Origin of the sequence: Streptomyces sp. 15-116A, assembly GCF_025290915.1 — a bacterium.
GTDB lineage: Bacteria > Actinomycetota > Actinomycetes > Streptomycetales > Streptomycetaceae > Streptomyces.
Map to the genome: position 1 here is coordinate 1 of NZ_JAOCQE010000031.1, position 25,180 is coordinate 25,180.

Here is a 25,180-nt window from a genome sequence, read left to right on the forward strand (position 1 = left end):
CGGCCATGGGGTGGCTGCCGATGTAGTGGGTGGTGTCCAGGCCGAGGGCGGCGATGTCGGCGCGCGGGCCGGACTTCACGCTGGCGACGTCCGTGTAGCAGCGGGCCAGGCCGCGCTGCTGGCAGTCGGCGAGCACCGGGCCGACGAGGGCCGGGGGCAAGGTGGCGAGCTGGGCGGCCGGGCTTGGCCCGGTGGTCCGGGAGCCGACGGTGCGGGGCAGGGCCTTGAGCCGGGTGGCGGGGCGCGGAGCGGGCCGTATGCGCCGGGGGTGCCGTATCGGCCGCCCAATCCAGGCACCAATCCGTACCTGCGGATGCCTGAGGAATTCCGTGGTCCGGAGGAGAGCGACGCATCTGTTGCCGAGGACGGCGAGGCGTCCGGCGACGACGTGTACGGCGCCCCGACGATGATCGCGCCCGTCGAGCCTCCTCGGCGTGGGGGGCGGCCTCGTGGTTCGAGGGCGCCGGACGAGCAGCGGCGGTCACCGCTCTGGCCGGACGACGGGCCTCCGCCGCCACCTCCCCCACCACCGGCCCCGCCCCCGAAGCCACGGAGGCCGGACGGAGAACGGTGAGCACGCAGGGCTCAGCAGGGAGGGACGGTGGCGTCCCTCCCTACGGCTGCACGGCAAGCGCAGCTGCCGCCTGTCCCCCGCCGGCACCGTCCCGAAGCAGCGAAAGCCGCACGGAGACACCAGCACCGCCCCGAAGGAGTGGAAGCCGCACGGAGGGCGGTGAGCGCACAGGGCCCGGCAGGGGGGCGGCGGCCCTCGCTGTGGCTGTGTGCGGCAAGCTCAGCCAGCTCCTCTCCTCCGACCGGCCCTCGCCCCCGAAGCCACGAAAGCCGAACCGAGGCCGGTGAGCGCGGGCCCGCAGGCCGACGCCTCCTCGGTGAGCGCAAGGTGCACGACACCTCGCCGACATCCAGTGTTCGCTGTCCGCCAGGCGGACCTCAGGGGCGGGAGGCACTCGGTGCCGGATACGGTGGAAGCACCATGAGCGCATCGCAGACCTCCGACGTCCCCACTCTCCTTGTCAAGATCTTCGGCAAGGACAGGCCGGGCATCACGGCCGGCCTCTTCGACACCCTGGCCGCCTACTCCGTCGACGTGGTCGACATCGAGCAGGTCGTCACCCGTGGCCGCATCGTGCTGTGCGCGCTGGTGACCGAGCCGCCGCGCGGTCTTGAAGGGGATCTGCGGGCCACCGTCCACAGCTGGGCGGAGTCGATGAAGATGCAGGCGGAGATCATCTCCGGCATCGGCGACAACCTGCCCCGTGGCCTCGGCCGGTCCCTCGTCACCGTGCTGGGCCATCCGCTCACCTCCGAGGCGACCGCGGCGATCGCCGGGCGGATCACCGCGACCGGCGGCAACATCGACCGTATCTTCCGCCTGGCCAAGTACCCCGTCACCGCCGTGGAGTTCGCGGTGTCCGGAGTGGAGACGGAGCCGCTGCGCACCGCCCTGGTGACGGACGCGGCGAAGCTCGGCGTCGACGTGGCGGTCGTCGCCGCGGGGCTGTACCGGCGGGCCCAGCGCCTGGTGGTCATGGATGTGGACTCCACGCTCATCCAGGACGAGGTCATCGAGCTGTTCGCCGCGCACGCCGGCTGCGAGGACAAGGTCGCCGAGGTGACGGCCGCCGCGATGCGCGGGGAGCTGGACTTCGAGCAGTCGCTGCACGCACGCGTGGCGCTGCTGGAGGGGCTGGACGCCTCGGTGGTGGACAAGGTGCGCAGCGAGGTGCGGCTGACACCGGGTGCCCGCACCCTGATCCGTACGCTCAAGCGCCTCGGCTACCAAGTGGGCGTGGTCTCCGGTGGGTTCACCCAGGTGACGGACGATCTGAAGGAGCGGCTGGGGCTGGACTTCGCCCAGGCCAACACCTTGGAGATAGTGGACGGGAAGCTGACGGGCCGGGTCACCGGCGAGATCGTGGACCGTGCGGGCAAGGCACGCCTGCTGCGCCGGTTCGCGGCCGAGGCGGGCGTTCCGCTGTCGCAGACGGTGGCGATCGGCGACGGTGCCAACGATCTGGACATGCTCAACGCGGCCGGTCTCGGCGTCGCCTTCAACGCCAAGCCGGTGGTGCGCGAGGCGGCGCACACGGCGGTGAACTTCCCCTTCCTGGACACGGTCCTGTATCTGCTGGGCATCACCCGCGAAGAGGTCGAGGCGGCGGACACCCTCGACGTCGGCTGAGCTTCCCTTCCGGCATCGGGCACGGCGGAGCCCGGCACCTTCGGCCGGCGCCGGGCCCCTGTCGTGCCGTGGGTGTCAGCCGAGGGTCACTCGGTGGGCGCCCAGTAGTCGAGCAGGGTGGCGACGCCGGGCTCCAGGGACTTCCAGGAGCCGGTGAAGGACAGGACCGCGAAGGCGGCGGCCGGGAACCCGCGGCGGCTCATCCGCTCGCGGGCGTCGCCGTCGGAGGAGCCGGCCAGGATGTCGGCGAGGCCCTGGACGCCGGGGTTGTGGCCGACCAGGAGCACGTTCTGCGCGTCGTCGGGGGTCTCGTTGAGCAGGGCGATCAGCTCGCCGGGCGAGGCCTCGTAGATCCGCTCCTCGTAGACGGTCTTGGGTCGCTGCGGGAATTCCTGGACCGCGAGCTTCCAGGTCTCCCGCGTGCGGGTCGAGGTGGAGCACAGGGCCAGATCGAAGGCGATGGCGGAGTCGGCGAGCTTGCGTCCGGCGACGGCGGCGTCCATGCGGCCCCGCTCGGCGAGCGGGCGCTCATGATCGTTCACCGGGGGCCAGTCGGCTTTCGCATGCCGGAAGAGGACAATCCTGCGGGGTTCTGCGACGCTCATGCGTCCCAGCTTCGCATGAAACAGGCCACAGAGCGCAGGGAGTTGACGGGCCCCTCCGGGGCGTCCCACCGGCTGCTCAACGGGCTATGAGCTGCTGCGCTCGCTCCAGGACCTGGGTGAGGGCGGGCTCACCGGTGGCCGCGTGGGCGTCGGCGGGGTTGAGTATCAGGACGAGCAGGGTGATGAAGGCGAGCGTGGGAAGGGCGAGGGCCCACCACGGCAGCCGGCTGTCGGCACCGCCCCGGGGGGCCGGGTGGGGCCGGGTGTGCGTGCGCGCCGACATGGGGGCCTCCGCTCTTCGAGTGGTCCGTGGTGGTCCGTGGTCCGTGACCCGCTGTTCGCGGGCCCATCTCGAAGGTACGGATCGCGGGGCCCTCAACCCATCCGGTGATCCACCCACTTGACCCTGAGCCTGGCCCCCTAGGGGACAGGGGGGCTAGCACCACCCCGGGCCCCGGCGGGTGGCCGGGGCGGAGGGCGTCACGGCGCGAGGATGGTCGCGATCACGCCGATGACGATGAAGATGGCGAAGAACGAGCCGAAGACGAGCAGCATCTTCTTCTGGCCGTTCTGCGGGTTCGGGTCGAGGACTGGCATGCACCAAGTCTCGCACCCACCACCGACCGCTCACGTCCGGGGGTCCCGCCGGCCAGGCGGCTCAGCGCATGGCTGCCTCGGACTCCACCGTGCGGTCGCGGCCCGCCAGGACGCCCACGACCATCTGGGGGATCATCAGCCCGGCCATCAGCGCGATCGGCAGGCCCCAGCCACCGCTGTGCTGGTAGAGGACGCCGACCAGGAGCGGGCCCGGGATGGAGATCAGGTAGCCGGTGCTCTGCGCGAAGGCCGACAGCTGGGCCACGCCCGCGCCCGTGCTGGCCCGCATCCCGACCATGGTGAGCGCGAGCGGGAAGGCGCAGTTGGCGACGCCCAGCAGCAGGGCCCAGAGCCAGGCGCCGGCGGCCGGGGCGAGGTAGAGACCGGCGTATCCGACGAGGCCGCACACGCCCAGGGCGATCACGATCGGCCCCTGGCTGGGCAGCCGGGTGGCCAGGCGGGGTATGACGAAGGCGAGCGGTACGCCCATCACCATCGTGACGGCGAGCAGCAGCCCCGCGGTGCCGGCGGGCACACCCGCGTCGCGGAAGATCTGCGCCATCCAGCCCATGGTGATGTAGGCGGCGGTCGCCTGGAGCCCGAAGAACACGGCCAGCGCCCACGCGGTACGGCTGCGGGTGATGCGCAGCTGCGGCGGGGCGGCCTGCTCCCCGGAGGGGTGCGGCGCGCGCTCACGCCCGGGAGCCTGCGGGCGCGCGGCACCGGTGGTGCGGCCCGCGCGTGCCCGCTCCTCCTGCGCGGCCGATTCCGGTGACCGCTCGCCCTGTGACCGCTCCCCCGCATCCCGGTCCTGCGCCCGCGCGTCCCGCACCGGCGCCGTCCCGGCCGGTCCCGCCTTCCCTTCCCGTACGAACGGGATCCACGGCAGTACGGCCGCAGCAGCGAGGGCCGCCCACAGGGCGAGGCCCGACTGCCACTGGCCTCCCAGCGCGTCCGTGAGCGGCACTGTCAGGGCCGCCGCCAGGGACGTGCCGAGGGCGAGGGCCATCGAGTACAGGCCGGTCATGGAGCCCACGCGGTCGGGGAACCAGCGCTTGACGATGACCGGCATCAGGACGTTGCTGACGGCGATGCCCATGAGGGCGAGGGCGCTGGCGGCCAGGAAGCCGGCCGTGCCGCCCGCGAACGGGCGGATCAGCAGGCCGGAGGCGATGGCGACCATGCCCGCGCACACCACCGCCCCCGGCCCGAAGCGGCGGGCGAGGCGCGGGGCGGTGACGCCGAAGACGGCGAAGCACAGCGGGGGCACCGAGGTGAGCAGCCCGGCCACGCTGCCGCTCATGCCGAGCCCGTCGCGGACCTCCTCGAGCAGTGCGCCGAGGCTGGTGATGGCCGGGCGGAGGTTCAGCGCGGCGAGCACGATGCCCACGATCAGCAGCCGCATCGTCCACGCGCGCGTGGTGGTGCCGCCCGTGTCCGGTGTCCCGGTCCTCACCGGGGCGTCCGCGGTCGTGGACTCGAGTGTCCGGGTTTCGTTGCCAGCCATGAGGCCCATCATAGAATCATGGGATGATTGGTTGTCCATCCCGCGGTCGTCACCCGGCGCCCCTGTTCGTGCGAAGGTGTGTGCCATGCCCCTGAGCCATCCCCGTCGTTCGGCTTTGTCCGAGCAGGTCATCGCCGCGCTGCGGGCCCAGATCACCTCGGGTGAGTGGCCGGTCGGCTCCCGCATCCCGACGGAGCCGGAGCTGGTCGAGCAGCTCGGGGTGGCCCGTAACACGGTGCGCGAGGCGGTGCGGGCGCTGGCGCACAACGGGCTGCTGGACATCCGCCAGGGTTCGGGGACGTATGTCGTGGCCACCAGCGAACTGGCGGGTGTGATGCACCGCCGCTTCGCCGACGCCGACCCCCGGCACATCGCCGAACTGCGGTCCACGCTCGAGTCGGCCGCCGCGCGGCTGGCGGCCGAGCGGCGCACCGAGAAGGACCTCAAGCAGCTCGACACGCTGCTGCTGCGCCGCGAGGAGGCATGGGAGTCGGGCGAGAAGGAGGCGTTCGTGGCGGCGGACGCGACCTTCCACCTGGCGGTGGTGGCCGCCTCGCACAACGACGTGATGACCGCGATGTACGCGGACCTGAGCGAGGTGCTGCGGGACTGGCTGCGCGACGACGTGGGCCAGGAGCTGACCCCGGAGACCCACATGGACCACGGGCGGCTGGTGGACGCGATCCGCGCGGGTGACGCGGTGACGGCCGCCGAGGAGGCCGCCTCCTATCCGTTCGTGTGCCGTCCGGGGCTGTTCAGCTCGCCCTCCGGTGGCTGATCCACGCGGAGCGGACCTCCTGCCAGCAGCGCCCCGTCAGCTCCACGGTCTGCGCCGGTTCGGCGGCCACCGCGCGGGAGTCGCTGTCGAGGTCCCACCACTGGGCGCACTCCACGTGCAGGCTCACCAGGTCGACGGCCGGATAGGGGTTCTGGCAGTACGCCGTCACGTCCGGCCCGTCGATCCGGATCCAGCACGAGGCACCGAACAGGTCGTCCGTGTCCTCGCCCTCGCTCCCGGTGTCATCGGTCGTGGTCCGTTCGGGGTGCACGCGCGTGTGGGCCATCGCCTCGTACGGAAGGGCGAGCGCGACGGCGACGGCGACGGTCGCTGAGGCCAGGCGGAAGAAGCGCACAAGGGACCTCCTCGGCCGTACTCGGGAGGGGGAACACGCAGAACGCGTACCTCCACGATGCCCCGTGGGCGCGGCGCCCCGCCCGCCCTGCTGAGCCGATCGGGTGACATGCCGAGGGCCCGCACCCGGACGGGATGCGGGCCCCCTCGAAGAGTTGGAGTCCTCGAAGCCCTCGAAGCGCTCGATCAGGCGCCGATGGCGTGCAGACCGCCGTCGACGTGGATGATCTCGCCGGTGGTCTTCGGGAACCAGTCGCTCAGCAGCGCGACGATGCCGCGGCCGGCCGGCTCGGGGTCCTTCAGGTCCCACTCCAGCGGGGAGCGGCTGTCCCACACGGAGGCCAGCTCGCCGAAGCCCGGGATGGACTTGGCGGCCATCGAGCCGATGGGGCCGGCGGAGATGAGGTTGCAGCGGATGTTCTGCTTGCCCAGGTCGCGGGCCATGTAGCGGTTGGTGGCCTCCAGGGCGGCCTTGGCCGGGCCCATCCAGTCGTACTGCGGCCAGGCGTACTGCGCGTCGAAGGTGAGGCCGACGACGGAGCCGCCGTTCTGCATCAGCGGCAGGCAGGCCATGGTCAGCGACTTCAGGGAGAACGCCGAGACGTGCATCGCGGTGGCGACGGACTCGAACGGGGTGTTGAGGAAGTTGCCGCCGAGGGCGTCCTGCGGCGCGAAGCCGATGGAGTGCACGACGCCGTCGAGGCCGCCGAGCTCCTCGCCGACGATGTCGGCGAGCCGCCCGAGGTGCTCGTCGTTGGTGACGTCCAGCTCGATGACCTTGGTGGGCTTCGGCAGCTTCTTGGCGATGCGCTCGGTCAGCGTGGGCCGCGGGAACGCGGTCAGGATGATCTCGGCGCCCTGCTCCTGGGCCAGCTTGGCGGCGTGGAAGGCGATGGAGGACTCCATCAGCACACCGGTGATCAGGACGCGCTTGCCCTCGAGAATTCCGCTCATGGTGTTCAGTGACCCATTCCCAGTCCGCCGTCAACAGGGATGACGGCTCCAGTGATGTACGAGGCGTCGTCCGAGGCGAGGAACCGCACCGTCGCGGCGATCTCCTCAGGCTTCGCGTACCGGCCGAGCGGCACCTGCGACACGATGTTCGACCGCTGCTCCTCGGTGAGCGCCTGGGTCATGTCGGTGTCGACGAAGCCGGGCGCGACGACGTTGAAGGTGATGTTGCGCGAGCCCAGCTCACGGGCGAGGGAGCGCGCGAAGCCGACCAGGGCGGCCTTGGAGGCGGCGTAGTTGGCCTGCCCCGCGGAGCCGAGCAGCCCGACGACCGAGGAGATCAGCACGACGCGGCCCCTCTTGGCGCGCAGCATGCCGCGGTTGGCGCGCTTGACCACGCGGAAGGTGCCGGTGAGGTTGGTGTCGACGACCGAGGTGAAGTCCTCCTCGGACATGCGCATCAGGAGCTGGTCCTTGGTGACGCCGGCGTTGGCCACGAGTACCTCGACGGGGCCGTGCGCCTCCTCGATCTCCTTGTAGGCCTGCTCCACCTGCTCGGCGTCGGTGATGTCGCACTTGACGGCGAGGCAGCCCAGCTCGGTCAGGGCGGCCGGCGGCTCACCCGAGCGGTATGTGAACGCGACCTTGTCGCCGGCATCGGCGAAAGCGCGGGCGATGGCGAGGCCGATGCCCCGGTTGCCTCCGGTGACGAGAACCGAGCGGCTCAACGGATCACCCTTTCGATAGCGGTCTGCAATACCCCGCCCGAGCACCTGGAGGACAGGCGGCGATGACAGGCGGCTTCACCGAAAACCTATCGGTCGCGGTCCTCGGGGGGACATTCGGGCACCGACAGTGGCCGACGGGTCGCTCTGTCGGGTCCCTACAGAAAGCTCCGGGCCGGCGACGGAAACCTGTGGTCCGTCACCGGGCCGACGCGACATGATGCGCAGCGACCCACTTGTACGGACGACAACACCAGCGAAGACCGACAGGAAGAGACGTAGGTGCCTCATAGCATTGACGAAGCCTTCACGGCCCTGCCCCTGCGTGCCCTCGCCGACGCCGCGCTCGCACGCGCGCGTGCGCTGGGGGCGGAGCACGCGGACTTCCGCCTGGAGCGGGTGCGCAACGCGTCCTGGCGGTTCCGGGACGCCAAGCCCGCCGGGTCGTCGGACACCACCGACCTCGGGTACGCGGTGCGGGTGGTGCACGGCGGGACGTGGGGGTTCGCCTCGGGCGTGGATCTGACGATGGACGCCGCGGCCCGGGTCGCCTCCCAGGCGGTGGCCATGGCGAAGCTGTCCGCGCAGGTGATCAAGGCGGCGGGATCCGACGAGCGGGTGGAGCTGGCCGACGAGCCCGTGCACGCCGACAAGACGTGGGTGTCGTCGTACGAGATCGATCCGTTCACCGTGCCCGACGAGGAGAAGGCCGGGCTGCTGGCCGAGTGGAGCGCGCGGCTGCTCACGGCGAGCGGGGTGGACCATGTGGACGCCTCGCTGCTCACCGTGCACGAGAACAAGTTCTACGCCGACACGGCCGGGACCGTGACCACCCAGCAGCGGGTCCGGCTGCATCCGGTGTTCACGGCGGTGTCCGTGGACGAGTCGAGCGGCGAGTTCGACTCCATGCGCACCCTCGCGCCGCCCGTCGGCCGTGGCTGGGAGTACCTCAAGGGCACCGGCTGGGACTGGGACGAGGAGCTGGAGCGGATCCCGGAGCTGCTCGCCGAGAAGATGCGCGCGCCGAGCGTGGAGCCGGGGCTGTACGACCTGGTGGTCGACCCGTCCAACCTGTGGCTGACCATCCACGAGTCCATCGGGCACGCCACCGAGCTGGACCGCGCCCTCGGCTACGAGGCCGCCTACGCCGGTACCTCCTTCGCCACCTTCGACCAGCTGGGCAAGCTGCGCTACGGCTCGGAGCTGATGAACGTCACCGGCGACCGCACCGCCGAGCACGGGCTCGCGACGATCGGCTACGACGACGAGGGCGTCGAGGCACAGTCCTGGGACCTGGTGAAGAACGGCACGCTGGTCGGCTACCAGCTGGACCGGCGGATCGCGAAACTGACGGGCTTCGACCGCTCCAACGGGTGCGCCTACGCCGACTCGCCGGGGCATGTGCCGGTGCAGCGCATGGCCAACGTGTCGATGCGACCGGATCCGGCCGGGATGTCGACGGAGGATCTCATCGGGGGCGTGGACCGGGGCATCTATGTGGTCGGTGACCGCTCGTGGTCCATCGACATGCAGCGCTACAACTTCCAGTTCACCGGGCAGCGCTTCTACCGGATCGAGAACGGGCGGCTCGCGGGTCAGCTGCGGGACGTCGCCTACCAGGCCACGACCACCGACTTCTGGGGTTCCATGGCCGCGGTCGGCGGGCCGCAGACGTACGTCCTGGGCGGCGCCTTCAACTGCGGCAAGGCCCAGCCGGGGCAGGTGGCGGCGGTGTCGCACGGCTGCCCGTCCGCCCTGTTCAAGGGAGTCAACATCCTCAACACCACGCAGGAGGCCGGTCGATGAGCGCGCGTCCCACCAAGCCGCACGAGATCGTCGAGCGGGCTCTGGAGCTGTCGAGGGCCGACGGCTGTGTCGTGATCGCCGACGAGCAGTCGAGCGCCAATCTGCGCTGGGCGGGCAACGCGCTGACGACGAACGGTGTCACGCGCGGGCGCACGCTCACCGTGATCGCCACGGTGGACGGCAAGGAGGGCACCGCCTCCGGTGTGGTGTCCCGCTCCGCCGTGACCGTGGACGAGCTGGAGCCGCTGGTGCGCGCCGCCGAGGCCGCAGCACGGGGCGCCGGACCGGCCGAGGACGCACAGCCGCTGGTCACGGGGGTGGCCGAGTCCCCCGAATTCACCGAGGCGCCCACGGAGACCTCCTCCGCGGTGTTCGCCGACTTCGCCCCGGCCCTCGGTGAGGCGTTCGCACGCGCGCGTGCGGGCGGCCGGGAACTGTACGGCTTCGCCCACCACGAGCTGGTCTCCAGCTACGTCGGTACGTCCACGGGTCTGCGCCTGCGGCACGACCAGCCCAACGGGACGCTGGAGATCAACGCCAAGTCGCCGGACCGTACGCGCTCGGCGTGGGCGGGGCGTTCCACGCGGGACTTCAAGGACGTCGACCCGGCGGCGCTCGACGCCGAGCTGGCCGTACGGCTGGGCTGGGCCGAGCGGCGCCTGGAGCTGCCCGCGGGCCGGTACGAGACGCTGCTGCCGCCGACCGCCGTCGCGGACCTGCTGATCTACCAGCTGTGGTCGGCGTCCGGGCGGGACGCCGCCGAGGGCCGCACGGTGTTCTCCAAGCCGGGCGGCGGCACCCGCGTCGGCGAGAAGCTGACCGAGCTGCCGCTGACGCTGCGCAGCGACCCGAACGAACCGGGCCTGGAGTCGGCGCCGTTCGTGATCGCGCACTCCTCCGGCGGCGACCAGTCGGTGTTCGACAACGGGCTGCCGCTGACGGCCACCGACTGGGTGCGCGAGGGCGAGCTGAACCGGCTGACGACGAGCAGGCACAGCGCGGCCCTCACCGGGCTGCCGGTGGCGCCGGCGATCGACAACCTGATTCTCGACGGGGGCGAGGACCGCACCCTGGAGGAGATGGTCGCGGCGACCGAACGCGGGCTGCTGCTGACCTGCCTGTGGTACATCCGCGAGGTCGACCCGGCCACTCTGCTGCTCACCGGCCTGACCCGGGACGGCGTGTATCTCGTGGAGAACGGCGAGGTCACCGGCGAGGTCAACAACTTCCGGTTCAACGAGTCGCCGGTGGACCTGCTGGGCCGGGCGACGGAGGCGGGGCGTACGGAGAAGACGCTGCCGAGGGAGTGGGGCGACTGGTTCACCAGGGCGGCGATGCCCGCGCTGCGCGTCCCCGATTTCAATATGAGCTCTGTCAGCCAGGGCGTATAACCTCGTAGGCGTCGTAATCGGCTGTCACCCGACCGGCCGAAGATCATCGAGGAGACACGAGAACCGTGACGGACATCGTCGACGAGCTGAAGTGGCGCGGCGTGATCGCCCTGTCCACTGACGAGGACGCATTGCGCAAGGCGCTCGCGGACGGTCCCGTCACGTTCTATTGCGGTTTCGACCCGACCGCGGCCAGCCTGCACGTCGGCCATCTGGTCCAGGTCCTCACCATGCGCCGCCTCCAGCAGGCGGGCCTGCGCCCGCTCGCGCTGGTCGGCGGCGCCACGGGCCAGATCGGCGACCCGCGCCCGACGGCGGAGCGCACGCTGAACGACCCGGAGACGGTCGCGAACTGGGTGAACCGGCTGCGCGCGCAGATCGAGCCCTTCCTGTCCTTCGAGGGCGACAACGCCGCGACGATGGTGAACAACCTGGACTGGACGGCCGGCATGTCGGCCATCGAGTTCCTGCGGGACATCGGCAAGCACTTCCGCGTCAACAAGATGCTGACGAAGGACTCGGTCGCCCGGCGTCTGGAGTCCGCCGAGGGCATCAGCTACACGGAGTTCAGCTACCAGCTGCTGCAGGGCATGGACTTCCTGGAGCTGTACCGGCGCTACGGCTGCACGCTCCAGCAGGGCGGCAGCGACCAGTGGGGCAACCTCACGGCGGGCCTGGACCTGATCCACAAGCTGGAGCCGCACGCCAACGTGCACGCGCTGGCGACGCCGCTGATGACCAAGGCGGACGGCACCAAGTTCGGCAAGACCGAGGGCGGCGCCGTCTGGCTCGACCCGGAGATGACGACGCCGTACGCGTTCTACCAGTTCTGGCTGAACGCGGACGACCGGGACATCTCGACCTACATGCGGATCCTGTCCTTCAAGTCCCGTGAGGAGCTGGAGGAACTGGAGCGGCAGACCGCGGAGCGTCCGCAGGCGCGGGCGGCCCAGCGCGCGCTGGCGGAGGAGCTGACGACGCTGGTGCACGGCGCCGAGCAGACGGCCGCCGTGATCGCCGCGTCCAAGGCCCTCTTCGGGCAGGGCGAGCTGGCAGAGCTGGACGAGCGGACGCTGGCGGCGGCGCTGTCGGAGGTGCCGCACATCCAGGTGGCCGAGCTCGGTCCGGTCGTCGATCTGTTCGCCGAGGTCGGCCTGGTGGCGAGCAAGTCCGCCGCGCGGCGCACGGTGAAGGAGGGCGGTGCCTACGTGAACAACGCCAAGGTCACCGCCGAGGACGCGGTCCCCGCGAAGGAGGAGCTGCTGCACGGGCGGTGGCTGGTGCTGCGCCGGGGCAAGAAGAACCTGGCCGCGGTGGAGGTCACCGGCGGCTGAGGCACACGCCTTGAGCGTGAGGCACCCGCCTTGAGCGGCAGGGGCGGTTTCCGGCGACAGCCGGGGGCCGCCCCTTCGCGCGTGGCGGCCGCCCGCTCATGTGCGTTGTTTCTTGCTGCCGCGGACCTGCATGTACAGCGCGTCGACCAGGGCCACGATGATCACGGCGGCGACCACCTGGAAGATGTGCCGGCTCCAGTCGATACCGGGGGTCTCGTCGACACCGAAACCGCGCGCCACCGCGTTGCCCACGATGGCGCCGAGGATGCCGCCGATCGTGGTCAGCCACAGGGGGCTGTGCTGCTTGCCGGGAATGATCGCCTTGGCGATCAGACCGAGCACGAATCCCACGATGATGGCCCACAACCAGCCCATGCCTGCCTCCTCGTACCGCTTGACGTGAGCAGTACCGCCAGTGTCGGCCCGGAGCTCCTGCGTCGCACGTCGGGAGTGACGCGCAGAGGGTGACCCGGCCTCGTGGGCGGCGCGAACGCGGCGTAACGTGGTGCTGTTCTCCGATGCGGGCGGATGGTGGATGTGATGCGGAAACAGCATGGCGGTGGCGGCGCCCAGGTGTTCCGGATCACCGGTGCGCGGGCGGGACTCCAGGAGGACGTACGCGCGCGGCAGCGCCGGTACGTGATCTCGATGACCATCCGTACGATCTCGGTCATCCTCGCGGCGACGCTGTGGAACGTGGAGCGGCATGTCGCGATCGTGGCGCTGGTGCTCGGGGCGGTGCTGCCGTACATCGCGGTGGTGATCGCCAACGCGGGGCGCGAGAACGCGCCGTCCCTGCCGTCGACCTTCGTCACGGCGCCGATGCGGCCGATGATCGCGCCGCCGCGGACGAATGACGGCGAGGCGGAGCCGGGCGCGGAAGATGTGGCGTCCGAGCCGACGCCGGGCGCACGAACGGAGCGGCCCGAGCGGTCGTGAGGCGCGGGGCCCGGGGGCCGCAAGGGTTCAAGCGGAAGCCACTTCCCCGCCAAGCTCAAGAAAAGCTCAGATCAATCATGCTCTTTCGGTGCCGGGGGCGGGGTGAGCCGTGACATACTTCGTACGCGCTCCGCATCCCCCGTCGGAGCGACGGACCGACGCCGGGCAGCTCCCCCCGTGGCTGCTCGGCGTCGCCTTTTTGTACGCCGGACGGGTTAGGGTCGAGCTGTGATCAATCCCGACCCTGAGACCGTGATCTGTTCCGCGAAAGGCTGCCGTGCCGCCGCCGCGTGGGTGCTGGCGTGGAACAACCCCAAGATTCACACGCCGGAGCGGCGCAAGACGTGGCTCGCGTGCGAGGAGCATCGGGAGCACTTGTCTCAGTTTCTTGGGGTGCGGGGGTTCTTGAAGGACGTCGTCACCCTCGGGGAATGGGAGGCGTCGGCGACGAAGGAGAACGACTCCTAACCCCCGATTGCCGACATCGGGCGGTCCGGCTGGACGAAGGACGGGTCGTCCAGGCCCGCGCCTGCCTTCTTGCCCCACATGGCCTGCTTCCAGATCGCGGCGATCTCCTCGTCGGGCGCGCCCGAGCGCAGGGCTGCTCGGAGGTCCGTCTCCTCCGTGGCGAAGAGGCACGTGCGTATCTGGCCGTCGGCGGTGAGGCGGGTGCGGTCGCAGGCCGCGCAGAAGGGGCGGGTGACCGAGGCGATGACGCCGACCACGTGCGGGCCGCCGTCGACCAGCCAGCGCTCCGCGGGGGCCGAGCCGCGCTTCTCCTCGCCCTCGGGGGTGAGCTCGAAGCGGGCGCGCAGGGAGGTGAGGATGTCCCCTGCGGTGATCATGCCCTCGCGCTTCCAGCCGTGCTGGGCGTCCAGGGGCATCTGCTCGATGAAGCGGAGCTCGTAGTCGTGTTCCACGGCCCAGGCGAGGAGGTCGGGGGCCTCGTCGTCGTTGAGGCCGGGCATCAGGACCGAGTTGACCTTGACCGGTGTGAGACCCGCCTCGCGGGCCGCGTACAGGCCCTCGAGGACGTCCTTGTGGCGGTCGCGGCGGGTGAGGGCCTTGAAGACGTCCGGGCGGAGCGTGTCGAGGGAGACGTTGACCCGGTCCAGGCCCGCCTCCTTCAGGGCGGCGGCGGTGCGCCTGAGGCCGATGCCGTTGGTGGTGAGGGACATCTGGGGGCGGGGCTCCAGGGCGGCGACCCGCTCGACGATGCCGACCAGGCCGGGGCGCAGCAGCGGCTCGCCGCCGGTGAAGCGGACCTCCTCGATGCCCAGGGAGGTGACGGCGATGTCGATGAGGCGGACGATCTCGTCGTCGGTGAGCAGGTCGGGCTTGGCCAGCCACTGCAGGCCCTCCTCGGGCATGCAGTAGGTGCACCGCAGGTTGCAGCGATCGGTCAGGGAGACCCTCAGGTCGGTGGCCACTCGGCCGTAGGTGTCGATGAGCACTGGGCCCCCTCCCTCGACATGGATCGTGTGGATCCGCGTGGATCACTTGTCCGGCTACTTGCGAGCCTACGTGACACCACCGACAACCCACAGCGACCCGATGTGACGAGAAGCCGAACGGCCGCGTCGTAGGGACCTACAGTCCCCGCGACGCGGCCGTTCGTAGGGTGCGACGGTCAGTGCGCTCCGGTGCCGGTCAGGGACCGGACCTCCAGCTCCGCGTACTTCTTGACGTCGGGCTCCTCCTTGGACAGGACGGTGCCGAGCCAGCCCATCAGGAAGCCGAACGGGATCGAGATGATGCCCGGGTTCTTCAGCGGGAACCAGGCGAAGTCGACGTCGGGGAACATCGCCTTGGGGTCGCCGGAGACGACGGGCGAGAACAGCACCAGGCCGACGGCGACGATGAGACCGCCGTAGATCGACCACAGCGCGCCCTGGGTGGTGAACCGCTTCCAGAACAGGCTGTAGAGGATGGTCGGCAGGTTCGCGGACGCGGCGACCGCGAAGGCGAGCGCGACCAGACCGGCGACGTTGAGGTCGCGGGCGAGGGCGCCGAGGCCGATGGAGACGACGCCGATGAACACGGTCGCCCAGCGGGCGGCGCGGACCTCCTCGGCGCCGGTGGCCTTCCCCCTGCGGATGACGTTGGCGTAGATGTCGTGGGCGAAGGACGAGGACGAGGCGAGGGTGAGGCCGGCGACCACGGCGAGGATGGTCGCGAAGGCCACCGCCGAGATCGTGGCGAGCAGGATCGCGCCCCAGGCGGAGTCGACGCCGCCGATGTGCAGGGCGAGCAGCGGCGCGGCCGTGTTGCCGGACGGGTTGGACTCGGTGATCTCCTTGGGCCCGACGATGGCGGCGGCGCCGAAGCCGAGCGCGATGGTCATGAGGTAGAAGGCGCCGATGATGCCGATGGCCCAGTTCACGGACTTACGGGCGGCCTTCGCGTTGGGCACCGTGTAGAAGCGGATCAGGATGTGCGGCAGTCCGGCCGTGCCGAGCACCAGGGCGATGCCCAGGGAGATGAAGTCCAGCTTGGTGGTGCCGGTGGCGCCGTACTGGAGGCCGGGCTCCAGGAAGGCGGCGCCGTGGCCGCTCTTCTCGGCGGCGGTGCCGAGCAGGTCGGAGATGTTGAAGTTGAACTTCAGCAGCACCAGGAAGGTGATCAGGACGGTGCCGCCGATCAGCAGGACGGCCTTGATCATCTGGACCCAGGTGGTGCCCTTCATGCCGCCGATGGAGACGTACACGATCATCAGGATGCCGACGAGGGCGACGATGAGGATCTTGCCCGCGTCGGAGGTGATGCCGAGCAGCAGGGAGACCAGGACGCCCGCGCCCGCCATCTGGGCCAGCAGGTAGAAGATCGACACGACGATCGTGGACGTGCCGGCGGCGGTGCGCACGGGGCGCTGGCGCATGCGGTAGGCGAGGACGTCGCCCATGGTGTAGCGGCCGGAGTTGCGCAGCGGCTCGGCGACCAGGAGCAGGGCGACCAGCCAGGCGACCAGGAAGCCGATGGAGTACAGGAAGCCGTCGTAGCCGAAGAGGGCGATCGCGCCGGCGATGCCGAGGAACGACGCGGCGGACATGTAGTCGCCGGAGACGGCGAGGCCGTTCTGGAAGGCGCTGAACTGGCGTCCGCCGGCGTAGAAGTCGGCGGCGTCCTTCGTCTGGCGGCCCGCCCAGACGGTGATGCCGAGGGTGGCGAGGACGAACAGCGCGAACAGGGTGATGATCAGCGGCCGGTGCTCGCTCGCCTCGTTCGCGGCGAGGGTGACGCTGTTCGCGGCGAGGGTGGCGTCGTTCGCGGCGAGGGTCACATGGGTGATCGCGGGGCTCATGCGCCGCCCTCCATACGGGTCTTGATGGCCTCGGCCTTGGGGTCGAGCTTGGCGGCGGCGTGCCGGGAGTACCACCACGCGATGAGGAACGTGGTGACGAACTGCAGGACGCCGAAGACGAAGGCGACGTTGATGTTGCCGAACAGCTTGGTGCCCATGAAGCCGCCCGCGTAGTTGGACAGCAGCACGTACAGCAGGTACCAGACGATGAAGGCGACGGTCAGCGGGAAGGCGAAGGAACGGTAGGAGCGGCGCAGTTCACCGAACTCCGCGCTCTCCTGGACCTCGGTGAACTCCTCCGGGGTGGGGAGTTTGTGTTGTTCTGTCGAGGGGGGCGGTGCTTCGGCGGCCACGGAGTCTCCTCGCGTTGCGGTGCGGTCGTTTCGGGGACGGAAGGCGCGTGTCCTCGCGCTTCCTGCACAAGGGCACGGCGCGACACAAGGACCGGTTCAACCGGGTTCGCTTCTTTCCGCAAGACGTAACGCGACACTTCCCCGAGAGGTTCGGGGCCACCTTTGTGAAGTCCTGCGGGCAAAACGTTGTGGGGCAGCAACATCGCCGGATAGCTTCACTCTGCACCACCCGTCATGTACCTGCCCGAGCCCACCTGTGCCTCGGGCCGGTTTCGTTTCCGGATGATGTGGAGACCCCATGGCTCATCTGCGTTCCAGACGCCGCCTCGCCCTCGCCGTACCCGTCGTGCTGTCCCTGACCGCCTCGCTGGGCTTCCTGCCCGCGGCGGCGTCGGCGGCACCGCAGCCGGCGTCGGCCGAACAGGCGACGGACGCGCCCAACCTGGCGTACGTGGTCAACACCAAGGTGGACCGGCGCACCATCGCGTCGGTGCAGAAGGCGATCGCGGCGGCGGGCGGGAACGTCGTGATCACCTACGACAGGATCGGCGTGATCGTCGTCCACTCGGCCAATCCCGGCTTCGCCAAGGAGATACGGGCGGTGAGGGGGGTTCAGTCGGCGGGTGCCACCCGGACCGCGCCGCTGAAGGCCGCCGGGACGACGGACGAGGGCGCCGCCGACTTCGTGACGGCCGCCGAGGCGGCGCGGACGCGGGCCGCCTCCGCCGAGACGCCGGGCAGCGAGCCCCTCGAGGCCGACCAGTGGGACCTGCGCGCGATCGGCGCCGACAAGGCCGCGAAGATCAACCCGGGCAGCTCCAAGGTGACCGTCGCCGTCATCGACACCGGCGTGGACGACACCCACCCGGACCTCGCGCCGAACTTCTCGAAGTCCCAGTCGGCCAACTGTGTCGGCGGCAAGGCGGACACCAGCGAGGGCGCCTGGCGGCCGTACACGGACGAGGACTACCACGGCACCCATGTGGCCGGTGAGATCGCCGCCGCGCGCAACGGCGTCGGGGTCGCCGGTGTCGCGCCCGGCGTGAAGGTCTCCGGCATCAAGGTGAGCGACCCGGACAACGGGCTGTTCTACCCGGAGAGCGTCGTGTGCGCCTTCGTGTTCGCCGCCGACCACGGCGTGGAGATCACGAACAACAGCTACTACGTGGACCCGTGGCTGTACAACTGCATGGACGACCCGGACCAGAGGGCGATCGTCGACGCGGTCAACCGGGCCCAGCTGTACGCGCAGCGCAAGGGCACCCTGCACCTGGCGTCGGCCGGCAACTCCAACCACGACCTGGACTCCGACGCGATCGTCGACGACTCCAGCCCCGACGACTCCACGCCGGTGACGCGGACCATCGACCCGCACGAGTGCTTCGACGTGCCGACGCAGCTGCCCGGAGTGGTCACCGTCAGCGCGACGGGCGTGCAGAACCTCAAGTCGTACTACTCCTCGTACGGCAAGGGTGTCGTCGACGTGGCCGCGCCGGGCGGCGACCGGCGCTACCAGCTGCCGGACACGCCGTCGAAGGACGGGCGGATCCTGTCCACCATGCCGAACGGCCAGTACGCCTTCCTTCAGGGCACCTCGATGGCCTCGCCGCACGCGGCCGGTGTCGCCGCGCTGCTGAAGTCCAAGCACCCGTGGGCGCCCCCGGCGGCCCTCCAGGCGCTGCTGAAGGCGCAGGCGAACAACCCGGGCTGCCCGGCCTCCTACGACCAGGACGGCGACGGCACGCAGGACGCCACCTGCGAGGGCGGCAGCCGGGTCAACGGCTTCTACGGCTTCGGCATCGTCGACGCGCTGCGTGCCGTCAAGTGACCTCGGTGTCCAGGAAGTTCCCGCACCCCTGCTCGTTCTCGTGATCGAACTGGAGACTCCATGACAGCGTCTCACCCGCGTCACCGCCGCGCTCTGGTGATCCCGGCCGGGATGGCCATGGCGACCGCGCTGGCGTTCCTGCCGAACACCGCGGCCACGGCCGCGCCGGCCGCCGACGAGCCCGCCGCGACCGCGACCGACGGCACCCCGCTCAGCTATGTCGTCAACATCGGTGGCGGGCACGGCACGTCGGCGCATGTGAAGAAGGCGATCGCCAAGGCCGGCGGCACGGTGGTGGCGTCGTACGACAAGATCGGCGTGATCGTCGCGCACTCGTCGAACGCCGACTTCGCGAAGACCATGCGCACCGTGCGCGGTGTGCAGTCGGCCGGTGCCACGCGTACGGCGCCGCTGCCGTCGGCGGCCACCACCGACCTGGGCGCCCCGAAGGTGCTCAGCGCGGAGGATGTCGCCGAGGCCGGGTCCGAGGCCGCCGCGGGGCAGGACCCGCTCCAGGGGCTGCAGTGGGACCTGCCCGCCATCAAGGCGGACAAGGCGCACGAGAAGTCGCTGGGCAGCTCGAAGGTGACCGTCGCCGTCATCGACACCGGCGTCGACGACACCCACCCCGACATCGCGCCCAACTTCGACCGGGCCGCCTCGGTCAACTGTGTGTCGGGCAAGCCGGACACCAGTGAGGGCGCCTGGCGTCCTGGCCCGTCGGAGAGCCCGCACGGCACGCACGTGGCCGGGGAGATCGCCGCCGCGAAGAACGGCGTCGGCATGACCGGTGTCGCGCCGGGTGTGAAGGTCTCGGGCATCAAGGTGTCCAACCCGGACGGCTTCTTCTACACGGAGGCCGTGGTGTGCGGCTTCATGTGGGCGGCCGAGCACGGGGTCGACGTGACCAACAACAGCTATTACACCGACCCCTGGTACTTCAACTGCAAGAACGACCCGGATCAGAAGGCGCTCGTCGAGGCCGTCACCCGGGCGTCGAAGTACGCGGAGCGCAAGGGCGCGGTCAATGTGGCGGCGGCCGGCAACGAGAACTACGACCTCTCGGCGGACGAGATCACCGATCCGGTCTCCCCGAACGACTCCACGCCGTCGGACCGGGTGATCGACCCGTCCGAGTGCCTCGACATACCGACCCAGCTGCCGGGGGTCGTGACGGTCGCGGCGACCGGCGCCAAGGGTCTGAAGTCGTCGTTCTCCAACCACGGTCTGGGTGTCATCGACATCGCCGCGCCCGGCGGTGACTCGACGGCGTACCAGAAGCCGGAGCCGCCCGCGACCAGCGGTCTGATCCTGGGCACGCTGCCCGGCGGCAAGTGGGGCTACATGGCGGGTACGTCGATGGCGTCCCCGCATGTCGCGGGTGTCGCGGCGCTCATCAAGTCGACGCATCCGTACGCCCCGCCGGCGCTGGTGAAGGCCCTGCTGTACGCGCAGGCCGACGCCACGGCGTGCACGGACCCGTACGACATCGACGGCGACGGCAAGGTCGACGCGGTGTGCGAGGGGCCGAAGAACCGCAACGGCTTCTACGGCTGGGGCATGACGGACGCGCTGGACGCGGTGACGCGGTAGCCGTTCGGGTTCGTCAGGAGCGGGGGCCGGGGCGTCGTCCGGCTCCCGCTCTTCTGTGCACCGGGTGTGCGGGCATGTTGATCGAGTCAATGCTGCATAGTGCAGTCATGACTGTCATGCCTGATGTCTCGCCCGCATGGACAGCGCTCGGCGGCGATCCCACGCTCCTCACGCGCGTGTCGACCGTCGAGCGGCCCGGCGCCCTGCACGCGCGGCTTCCGGTACGGGAGTTGGCGCGCGCCTGTGTGGGTGCCTGTGCGCTGGCCGCCGCGGAGCTTGCGGCGCGGCGGGCGGGGACGGACGAGGTGCCGGCGGTGACGGTCGACGACGGCGCCGTGGCGACGGCGTTCGTGAGCGAGCGGCATCTGCGGGTCGACGGGCGGAGGCCGGTGACGTTCGCGCCTCTGTCGCGTTTCTGGCGGACGGCCGACGGGTGGGTGCGCACGCACGCCAACTATCCGCATCACCGGGCCCGGCTGCTCGCCGCGCTGGGTGTGCCCGAGGACCCGGAAGCCGTGGCGGCGGCATTCGCCGAGCGCTCGGCGTGTGAGGTCGAGGAGAGCGTGTACGCGCGCGGGGGCCTGGCCGTGGCGCTGCGTACGCCCGGGGAGTGGGCGGCGCACGAGCAGGGTGCGGCGGTGGCGGGGCGCCCCCTGGTGGAGCTGGGGCGCCTGGACTCGGCACGCGCGCGTACCTTCACGTCCGTGCGCCGGGACCCGCTGCTGCCCGCCGCCGGGATCCGGGTACTGGACCTCACGCGGGTCATCGCGGGGCCGGTCGCCACCCGCACGCTCGCCCTGCTGGGCGCGGACGTGCTGCGCCTGGACTCCCCACGGCTGCCGGAACTTCCCGACCAGCACGCCGACACGGGCTTCGGGAAGCGGTCGGCGCGACTGGACCTGCGGGGCGACCGGGACGCCTTCGAGGAGCTGCTCGCAGCGGCGGACGTCGTCGTCACCGGCTACCGCCCGGGCGCCCTGGACCGCTTCGCCCTCACCCCCGAGGCGCTCGCCGAACGCCGGCCGGGAGTGGTCGTGGCGCAGCTGTCGGCGTGGGGCGCGTACGGGCCGTGGCGTGACCGGCGCGGCTTCGACAGCCTGGTACAGGTGGCCACGGGCATCGCGGCGCTCGAGAGTTCGGCGGAACAACCGGGCGCGCTCCCGGCCCAGGCCCTCGACCACGGCTCGGGATACCTGCTGGCGGCGGGGGTGCTCCGAGCACTGACCGAGCAGGCGGAGGAGGGCGGCAGCCGCGTCGTACGGGTCGCACTGGCCCGGACGGCGGGGTGGCTGCTGGAGGGGGCGGACGGGCGACTGCCGGACGTGACGGACCGGCGGCAGCCGGACGCCGAAGCGGCACCCGAGCGTTGGCTGGCCGTGCGGGACAGTGCTCTGGGGCGGCTGCGGTATGCCCTGTCGCCCGTGGCGTTCGCGGGTGGGCCGTGGGATTGGGAGCGGGCGCCGGGTAGTTGGGGTGGGGATCCGGCGCGGTGGTGGTGAGCGACTCGGTGCGCATGCGGTGAGCGCTCTGACAGTCGTGGTCGAAATGCGGGCGAAGTGTGACCAAACCCGTCATCCATCCCGTCGTTTTCTCCCCGGACTTGCCCGGTTCTGTGCGCCCTTGTGAAGATCCTGGGGTGACTCTGACCAAACCGAGGTCCGGGGCGACCGGTGCGCACCGGGGCGCACGGCGTTCCGGCACCGGCCGGGCCGTCGCCGTGATCGTGCTGGTGGCGCTGGCCGCGCTGATACCGCTGCTCGGCCCGTCCCCCGCGCTGCACGGCACAGGGGAGGCCGCCGCGCCCGGCACCGGCGGCATAGCGCTGCTGCGCACGGTGCTGTTCGCGGCGCTGGCGATACCCGTTGGCGAGCTGTTCGCGAACCGGCTCGCCCGCACCGTGCCCGGCGCTCCCCCGGCCCTGCCGCGCAGTTGGTCCGCGCCGGCCTGCTGGGCCGGCTTCGTGGCGGCCCTCGCACTCGCCTCCGTGGTCGCCACCGGCAATCTGATTCCCGGCAGCCCGGCCGACATCGACGTCGGCGGGCTGTACGCCTCCCGGGACGGCAAGCTGGCCCTCCTGGAGGTCAACGGCTTCCTCGCCGCCGCCCTGTGCGCCGGCTCCGCCCGTCCGGCCACGCAGGCCCTGCCGCTGGCCGCGGTCGTCGTCGCGGAGGCGCTGCGTGCCCATCCGACGACCGAGTACAGCCCCCTGGTCGGCTCCGGGCTCACCCTCGTGCATCTGATCTGCGCGTCGCTGTGGGTCGGCGGCCTGCTGCACGTACTGCGCGTCCTGCGGCGTTGGCGGGGCGCGGAGGGCGGCAGCGCCCTGCTGGGGCTCTACGCGCGCGTGGCGGCGTTCCTGCTGGCCGCCATCACCGCGACGGGCGTGTGCAGTTCGCTGCGCCGCATGCCGGCCGGGACGATCCTGGAGCAGCTGACGGACACGGCGTACGGGCGGGTGCTGCTCGCCAAGGTGATCCTGATGGTGGGGGTCGCCGCGCTCGCCCTGTGGGCCCGGATCCGGCTGGCCCGCGCGAGCGATCCACTGACCGCCTGCTCCCCAGCGCGCGCGGAGGTGTACGCGCTCGCCCTGGTGGTCGCGGTGTCGGGTCTGCTCACCGCGCTGCCCGTTCCGATCCGTTGGTGAATGCGGCTTTCGAACGGACGGGCCGCGCACGGCACCTGACGGTCGGAACTGTCAGTCGTGGCCCGTATCCTCGTGAACCATGCTCGACGACCTGACGACCGCAGCGTCCTCCCCCACCGCGTGGCCGGCCGCGTATCCCCAGGGATACGCGGTCGTTGACGTGGAGACCACGGGGCTGGCCCGGGACGACCGCATCATCTCGGCGGCGGTGTACCGGCTCGACGCGCGTGGTGAGGTCGAGGACCACTGGTACACGGTGGTCAACCCGGAACGCGATCCGGGCCCGGTGTGGATCCACGGGCTGACGAGCGAGGCGCTGGAGGGCGCGCCCCTCTTCCGTGACATCGCCGAGGAGTTCGCGACCCGCCTGGAGGGCCGGGTGCTCGTCGCGCACAACGCCGTCTTCGACTGGCAGATGATCGCCCGCGAGTACGCCCGCGCGCGCAGCGAGGCCCCGGTGAGGCAGCGGCTGTGCACCATCGCGCTCGCCAAGGAGCTCGCGCTGCCGCTGCCCAACCACAAGCTGGAGTCGCTCGCCGCGCACTTCGGTGTCGTCCAGCGCCGGGCGCATCACGCGCTGGACGACGCACGCGTGCTGGCGGAGGCGTTCCGGCCGAGTCTGCGGGCCGCGGCGGCGAGCGGCGTACGGCTGCCGCTGCACGAGTGCCGGCCGCTGACGGAGTGGACCGACCGCCCGCTGATCGGCCGCCAGCCGGGCCCGGGCGGCTACCGGCCGTCCAGCTGGCGCCCGTCCCGCAAGCGGCCGCCCTGCCCGTACCCCAACCCCGGACGGTATGAACCGGGCAAGCGGCTCAAGCAGGGCATGCGGGTCGCGTTCTCCGGTGACACGTCCGTGGAGCGGGAGCTGCTGGAGGACCGGGCGACCGAGGCCGGGCTGCATGTCGCCGGCAGCCTGTCCCGGCTGACCAGCCTCCTGGTCACCAACGACCCGGAGTCGGGCACGTCCAAGGTGGTCAAGGCCCGGCAGTACGGCACACCGATCGTGGACGAGGCGGCGTTCGGCCAGCTGCTCGGGGACGTCGAGCCCGCCTCGGAGAGCTGACCGGAGCGCCGGGCGGGCCGGACCGTACGGACGGGTGATTGCCGGGCGACTCGCCCGCCGCCCGCTCGCCCGTGCGGGGCGGACGGCTCACCCTGTGGCGCATGGCGACATGTGAAGTGTGCGGCAACAGCTACGGAATGACCTTCGAGGTGCACGCCCAGGGCGCGGTCCACGTCTTCGACTGCTTCTCCTGCGCGATCCACCGCATGGCCCCGATCTGCGAGCACTGCAGGGTGCAGATCATCGGCCAGGGCGTGGAGGCCGACGGCCACTGGTACTGCGGGGCGCACTGCGCCCGCGCGGAGGGAAAGGCGGGCATCGTCGACAAGGTGTGAGACGCGGCACGGGCGCCGGGCGAGGACGTACCCGGCTGAATGCACCCCACGACCGAGTTGTACGGTCGTGGGGTGTACCGCTTCCTGTTGTCCCGCCAGTGGGTGATCATCACGCTGGTCGCCCTGCTCCTGGTCCCCACGATGATCAGGCTGGGCATCTGGCAGATGGACCGCTACGAGGAGCGTTCGGCCCGTAACCAGCTGGTCGCGGACGCGCTGGCCGCGAAGCCGGTCCCGGTCGAGGAGCTCGCCGCGCCGGGGCACACCGTGACCCGTACCGAGCGGTACCGCACCGTGACCGCCACGGGCCGCTTCGACACCGACGACGAGGTCGTCGTCCGCCGCCGCACCAACGCCGACGACCAGGTGGGCTTCCACGTCCTGACCCCGTTCGTGCTCAAGGACGGCAGGATTCTGCTGGTCAACCGGGGCTGGGTCCCCGGAGCCAGCCAGACCGAGTTCCCCGAGGTGCCTCCGCCGCCGGGCGGCGAGCTCACCATCGAGGGCCGGCTCATGCCCGACGAGACGACCGAGGCGAGCGGCATCAAGGACCTCGAGGGGCTGCCGGACCGGCAGATCATGCTGATCAACAGCGAGCAGGAGGCCCGGCGCCTCGACGCCCAGGTGCTCGGCGGCTATCTGGCGCAGACGGCGCCCGAGCCGAAGGGCGACATCCCGGAGCAGCTCGGGAACCCCGGCAAGGAGAACGCGCCGCTGAACTACGCCTACGCCCTCCAGTGGTGGCTGTTCGCCGCCGCGGTGCCGGTCGGCTGGTTCGTGCTGGTACGCCGCGAGGCCCGGCAGCGGGCGCAGGCGGCGGCCGGGGAGCAGAACACCGAGGACGCGCAGCCGGCGACGGTGTAGCTCACAGCC

General features: G+C 71.2%; 25 protein-coding genes. 14 read left to right on the forward strand and 11 right to left on the reverse strand.

Annotated features, from left to right (window positions below; all coding sequences use genetic code 11):
* The first annotated feature begins 994 nt into the window (after positions 1 to 994).
* Positions 995 to 2,203: a phosphoserine phosphatase SerB gene (gene serB / locus N4P33_RS08665; protein ID WP_260825718.1), complete on the forward strand. Its 1,209-nt coding sequence runs from the start codon at positions 995 to 997 to the stop codon at positions 2,201 to 2,203.
* Positions 2,204 to 2,289: 86 nt separating this feature from the next.
* Here the strand turns inward: serB and N4P33_RS08670 are convergent, their stop codons facing one another.
* The 4 genes from N4P33_RS08670 to N4P33_RS08685 all read right to left on the reverse strand — a co-directional run bounded on the left by N4P33_RS08670 (position 2,290) and on the right by N4P33_RS08685 (position 4,924).
* Entirely contained in the window at positions 2,290 to 2,808 is a 519-nt protein-coding gene (locus N4P33_RS08670; RefSeq protein WP_260825719.1) for a histidine phosphatase family protein, read from the reverse strand.
* 76 nt (positions 2,809 to 2,884) lie between these two features.
* Positions 2,885 to 3,091, reverse strand: coding sequence for a hypothetical protein (locus tag N4P33_RS08675; RefSeq protein ID WP_260825720.1), 207 nt, complete (start codon positions 3,089 to 3,091; stop codon positions 2,885 to 2,887).
* A gap of 197 nt (positions 3,092 to 3,288) precedes the next feature.
* Complete coding sequence (locus N4P33_RS08680; RefSeq protein WP_260825721.1) at positions 3,289 to 3,405, reverse strand: SGM_5486 family transporter-associated protein; 117 nt, start codon at positions 3,403 to 3,405, stop codon at positions 3,289 to 3,291.
* Between the two features lie 61 nt (positions 3,406 to 3,466).
* Positions 3,467 to 4,924 (reverse strand): CynX/NimT family MFS transporter, encoded by a 1,458-nt coding sequence (locus N4P33_RS08685; protein WP_260825722.1) that lies wholly within the window; start codon positions 4,922 to 4,924, stop codon positions 3,467 to 3,469.
* A 73-nt stretch (positions 4,925 to 4,997) separates the two neighbouring features.
* Between N4P33_RS08685 and N4P33_RS08690 the strand changes: the two genes are divergently transcribed.
* Positions 4,998 to 5,690 (forward strand): FadR/GntR family transcriptional regulator, encoded by a 693-nt coding sequence (locus N4P33_RS08690; protein WP_260825723.1) that lies wholly within the window; start codon positions 4,998 to 5,000, stop codon positions 5,688 to 5,690.
* Here the strand turns inward: N4P33_RS08690 and N4P33_RS08695 are convergent.
* The 3 genes from N4P33_RS08695 to fabG all read right to left on the reverse strand — a co-directional run bounded on the left by N4P33_RS08695 (position 5,668) and on the right by fabG (position 7,723).
* Entirely contained in the window at positions 5,668 to 6,045 is a 378-nt protein-coding gene (locus N4P33_RS08695) for a hypothetical protein (protein ID WP_260825724.1), read from the reverse strand. The two genes, N4P33_RS08690 and N4P33_RS08695, sit on opposite strands and share 23 nt — an antisense overlap.
* A 185-nt stretch (positions 6,046 to 6,230) precedes the next feature.
* Complete coding sequence (gene fabI / locus N4P33_RS08700; protein ID WP_071366233.1) at positions 6,231 to 6,998, reverse strand: enoyl-ACP reductase FabI; 768 nt, start codon at positions 6,996 to 6,998, stop codon at positions 6,231 to 6,233.
* Between the two features lie 5 nt (positions 6,999 to 7,003).
* Positions 7,004 to 7,723, reverse strand: a complete 720-nt coding sequence (gene fabG, locus N4P33_RS08705; protein WP_260825725.1) for a 3-oxoacyl-[acyl-carrier-protein] reductase — start codon at positions 7,721 to 7,723, stop codon at positions 7,004 to 7,006.
* A 279-nt stretch (positions 7,724 to 8,002) separates the two neighbouring features.
* Here fabG and N4P33_RS08710 point away from each other — a divergent pair, with 279 nt between their 5' ends.
* The 3 genes from N4P33_RS08710 (at position 8,003) to tyrS (ending at position 12,251) form a co-directional block, all read left to right on the forward strand.
* Entirely contained in the window at positions 8,003 to 9,526 is a 1,524-nt protein-coding gene (locus N4P33_RS08710) for a TldD/PmbA family protein (protein ID WP_260825726.1), read from the forward strand.
* Complete coding sequence (locus N4P33_RS08715) at positions 9,523 to 10,917, forward strand: metallopeptidase TldD-related protein (protein WP_260825727.1); 1,395 nt, start codon at positions 9,523 to 9,525, stop codon at positions 10,915 to 10,917. The genes N4P33_RS08710 and N4P33_RS08715 overlap by 4 nt, the downstream gene beginning before the upstream one ends.
* Positions 10,918 to 10,982: 65 nt before the next feature.
* Positions 10,983 to 12,251 (forward strand): tyrosine--tRNA ligase, encoded by a 1,269-nt coding sequence (gene tyrS, locus N4P33_RS08720; RefSeq protein WP_260825728.1) that lies wholly within the window; start codon positions 10,983 to 10,985, stop codon positions 12,249 to 12,251.
* A 96-nt stretch (positions 12,252 to 12,347) separates the two neighbouring features.
* Here the strand turns inward: tyrS and N4P33_RS08725 are convergent, their stop codons facing one another.
* The gene (locus N4P33_RS08725; RefSeq protein WP_260825729.1) at positions 12,348 to 12,626 is read right to left on the reverse strand and encodes a GlsB/YeaQ/YmgE family stress response membrane protein; all 279 of its coding nucleotides are present in this window, start codon (positions 12,624 to 12,626) and stop codon (positions 12,348 to 12,350) included.
* Between the two features lie 165 nt (positions 12,627 to 12,791).
* Here N4P33_RS08725 and N4P33_RS08730 point away from each other — a divergent pair, with 165 nt between their 5' ends.
* Together N4P33_RS08730 and N4P33_RS08735 are read left to right on the forward strand one after the other, a co-directional pair.
* Entirely contained in the window at positions 12,792 to 13,190 is a 399-nt protein-coding gene (locus tag N4P33_RS08730) for a DUF3099 domain-containing protein (RefSeq protein WP_260825730.1), read from the forward strand.
* A 228-nt stretch (positions 13,191 to 13,418) separates the two neighbouring features.
* On the forward strand, positions 13,419 to 13,658 hold the full coding sequence (locus N4P33_RS08735) for a hypothetical protein (protein ID WP_260825731.1): 240 nt from the start codon (positions 13,419 to 13,421) through the stop codon (positions 13,656 to 13,658).
* On the opposite strand, the gene moaA is transcribed toward N4P33_RS08735, so the two are convergent.
* From moaA to N4P33_RS08750, 3 genes are all read right to left on the reverse strand, one after another.
* Positions 13,655 to 14,644 (reverse strand): GTP 3',8-cyclase MoaA, encoded by a 990-nt coding sequence (gene moaA, locus N4P33_RS08740; protein WP_260825732.1) that lies wholly within the window; start codon positions 14,642 to 14,644, stop codon positions 13,655 to 13,657. The genes N4P33_RS08735 and moaA overlap by 4 nt on opposite strands.
* A 176-nt stretch (positions 14,645 to 14,820) precedes the next feature.
* Positions 14,821 to 16,491: a cation acetate symporter gene (locus tag N4P33_RS08745; RefSeq protein WP_260825733.1), complete on the reverse strand. Its 1,671-nt coding sequence runs from the start codon at positions 16,489 to 16,491 to the stop codon at positions 14,821 to 14,823.
* Positions 16,488 to 16,844, reverse strand: coding sequence for a DUF485 domain-containing protein (locus N4P33_RS08750; protein WP_260825734.1), 357 nt, complete (start codon positions 16,842 to 16,844; stop codon positions 16,488 to 16,490). The genes N4P33_RS08745 and N4P33_RS08750 overlap by 4 nt, the downstream gene beginning before the upstream one ends.
* A gap of 298 nt (positions 16,845 to 17,142) precedes the next feature.
* Here N4P33_RS08750 and N4P33_RS08755 point away from each other — a divergent pair, with 298 nt between their 5' ends.
* The 7 genes from N4P33_RS08755 to N4P33_RS08785 all read left to right on the forward strand — a co-directional run bounded on the left by N4P33_RS08755 (position 17,143) and on the right by N4P33_RS08785 (position 25,171).
* Positions 17,143 to 18,672, forward strand: a complete 1,530-nt coding sequence (locus tag N4P33_RS08755) for a S8 family serine peptidase (RefSeq protein ID WP_260825735.1) — start codon at positions 17,143 to 17,145, stop codon at positions 18,670 to 18,672.
* Positions 18,673 to 18,732: 60 nt separating this feature from the next.
* Positions 18,733 to 20,265, forward strand: a complete 1,533-nt coding sequence (locus tag N4P33_RS08760; protein ID WP_260825736.1) for a S8 family serine peptidase — start codon at positions 18,733 to 18,735, stop codon at positions 20,263 to 20,265.
* 116 nt (positions 20,266 to 20,381) lie between these two features.
* Positions 20,382 to 21,764 (forward strand): CoA transferase, encoded by a 1,383-nt coding sequence (locus tag N4P33_RS08765; RefSeq protein WP_260825760.1) that lies wholly within the window; start codon positions 20,382 to 20,384, stop codon positions 21,762 to 21,764.
* A gap of 137 nt (positions 21,765 to 21,901) precedes the next feature.
* The gene (locus N4P33_RS08770; RefSeq protein ID WP_260825737.1) at positions 21,902 to 22,909 is read left to right on the forward strand and encodes a CopD family protein; all 1,008 of its coding nucleotides are present in this window, start codon (positions 21,902 to 21,904) and stop codon (positions 22,907 to 22,909) included.
* Positions 22,910 to 22,988: 79 nt separating this feature from the next.
* Entirely contained in the window at positions 22,989 to 23,972 is a 984-nt protein-coding gene (locus tag N4P33_RS08775) for a DEDDh family exonuclease (protein ID WP_260825738.1), read from the forward strand.
* A gap of 101 nt (positions 23,973 to 24,073) precedes the next feature.
* The gene (locus N4P33_RS08780; RefSeq protein ID WP_260825739.1) at positions 24,074 to 24,307 is read left to right on the forward strand and encodes a hypothetical protein; all 234 of its coding nucleotides are present in this window, start codon (positions 24,074 to 24,076) and stop codon (positions 24,305 to 24,307) included.
* A 72-nt stretch (positions 24,308 to 24,379) separates the two neighbouring features.
* On the forward strand, positions 24,380 to 25,171 hold the full coding sequence (locus N4P33_RS08785; protein ID WP_313904475.1) for an SURF1 family protein: 792 nt from the start codon (positions 24,380 to 24,382) through the stop codon (positions 25,169 to 25,171).
* The last annotated feature ends 9 nt before the right edge of the window (positions 25,172 to 25,180 follow it).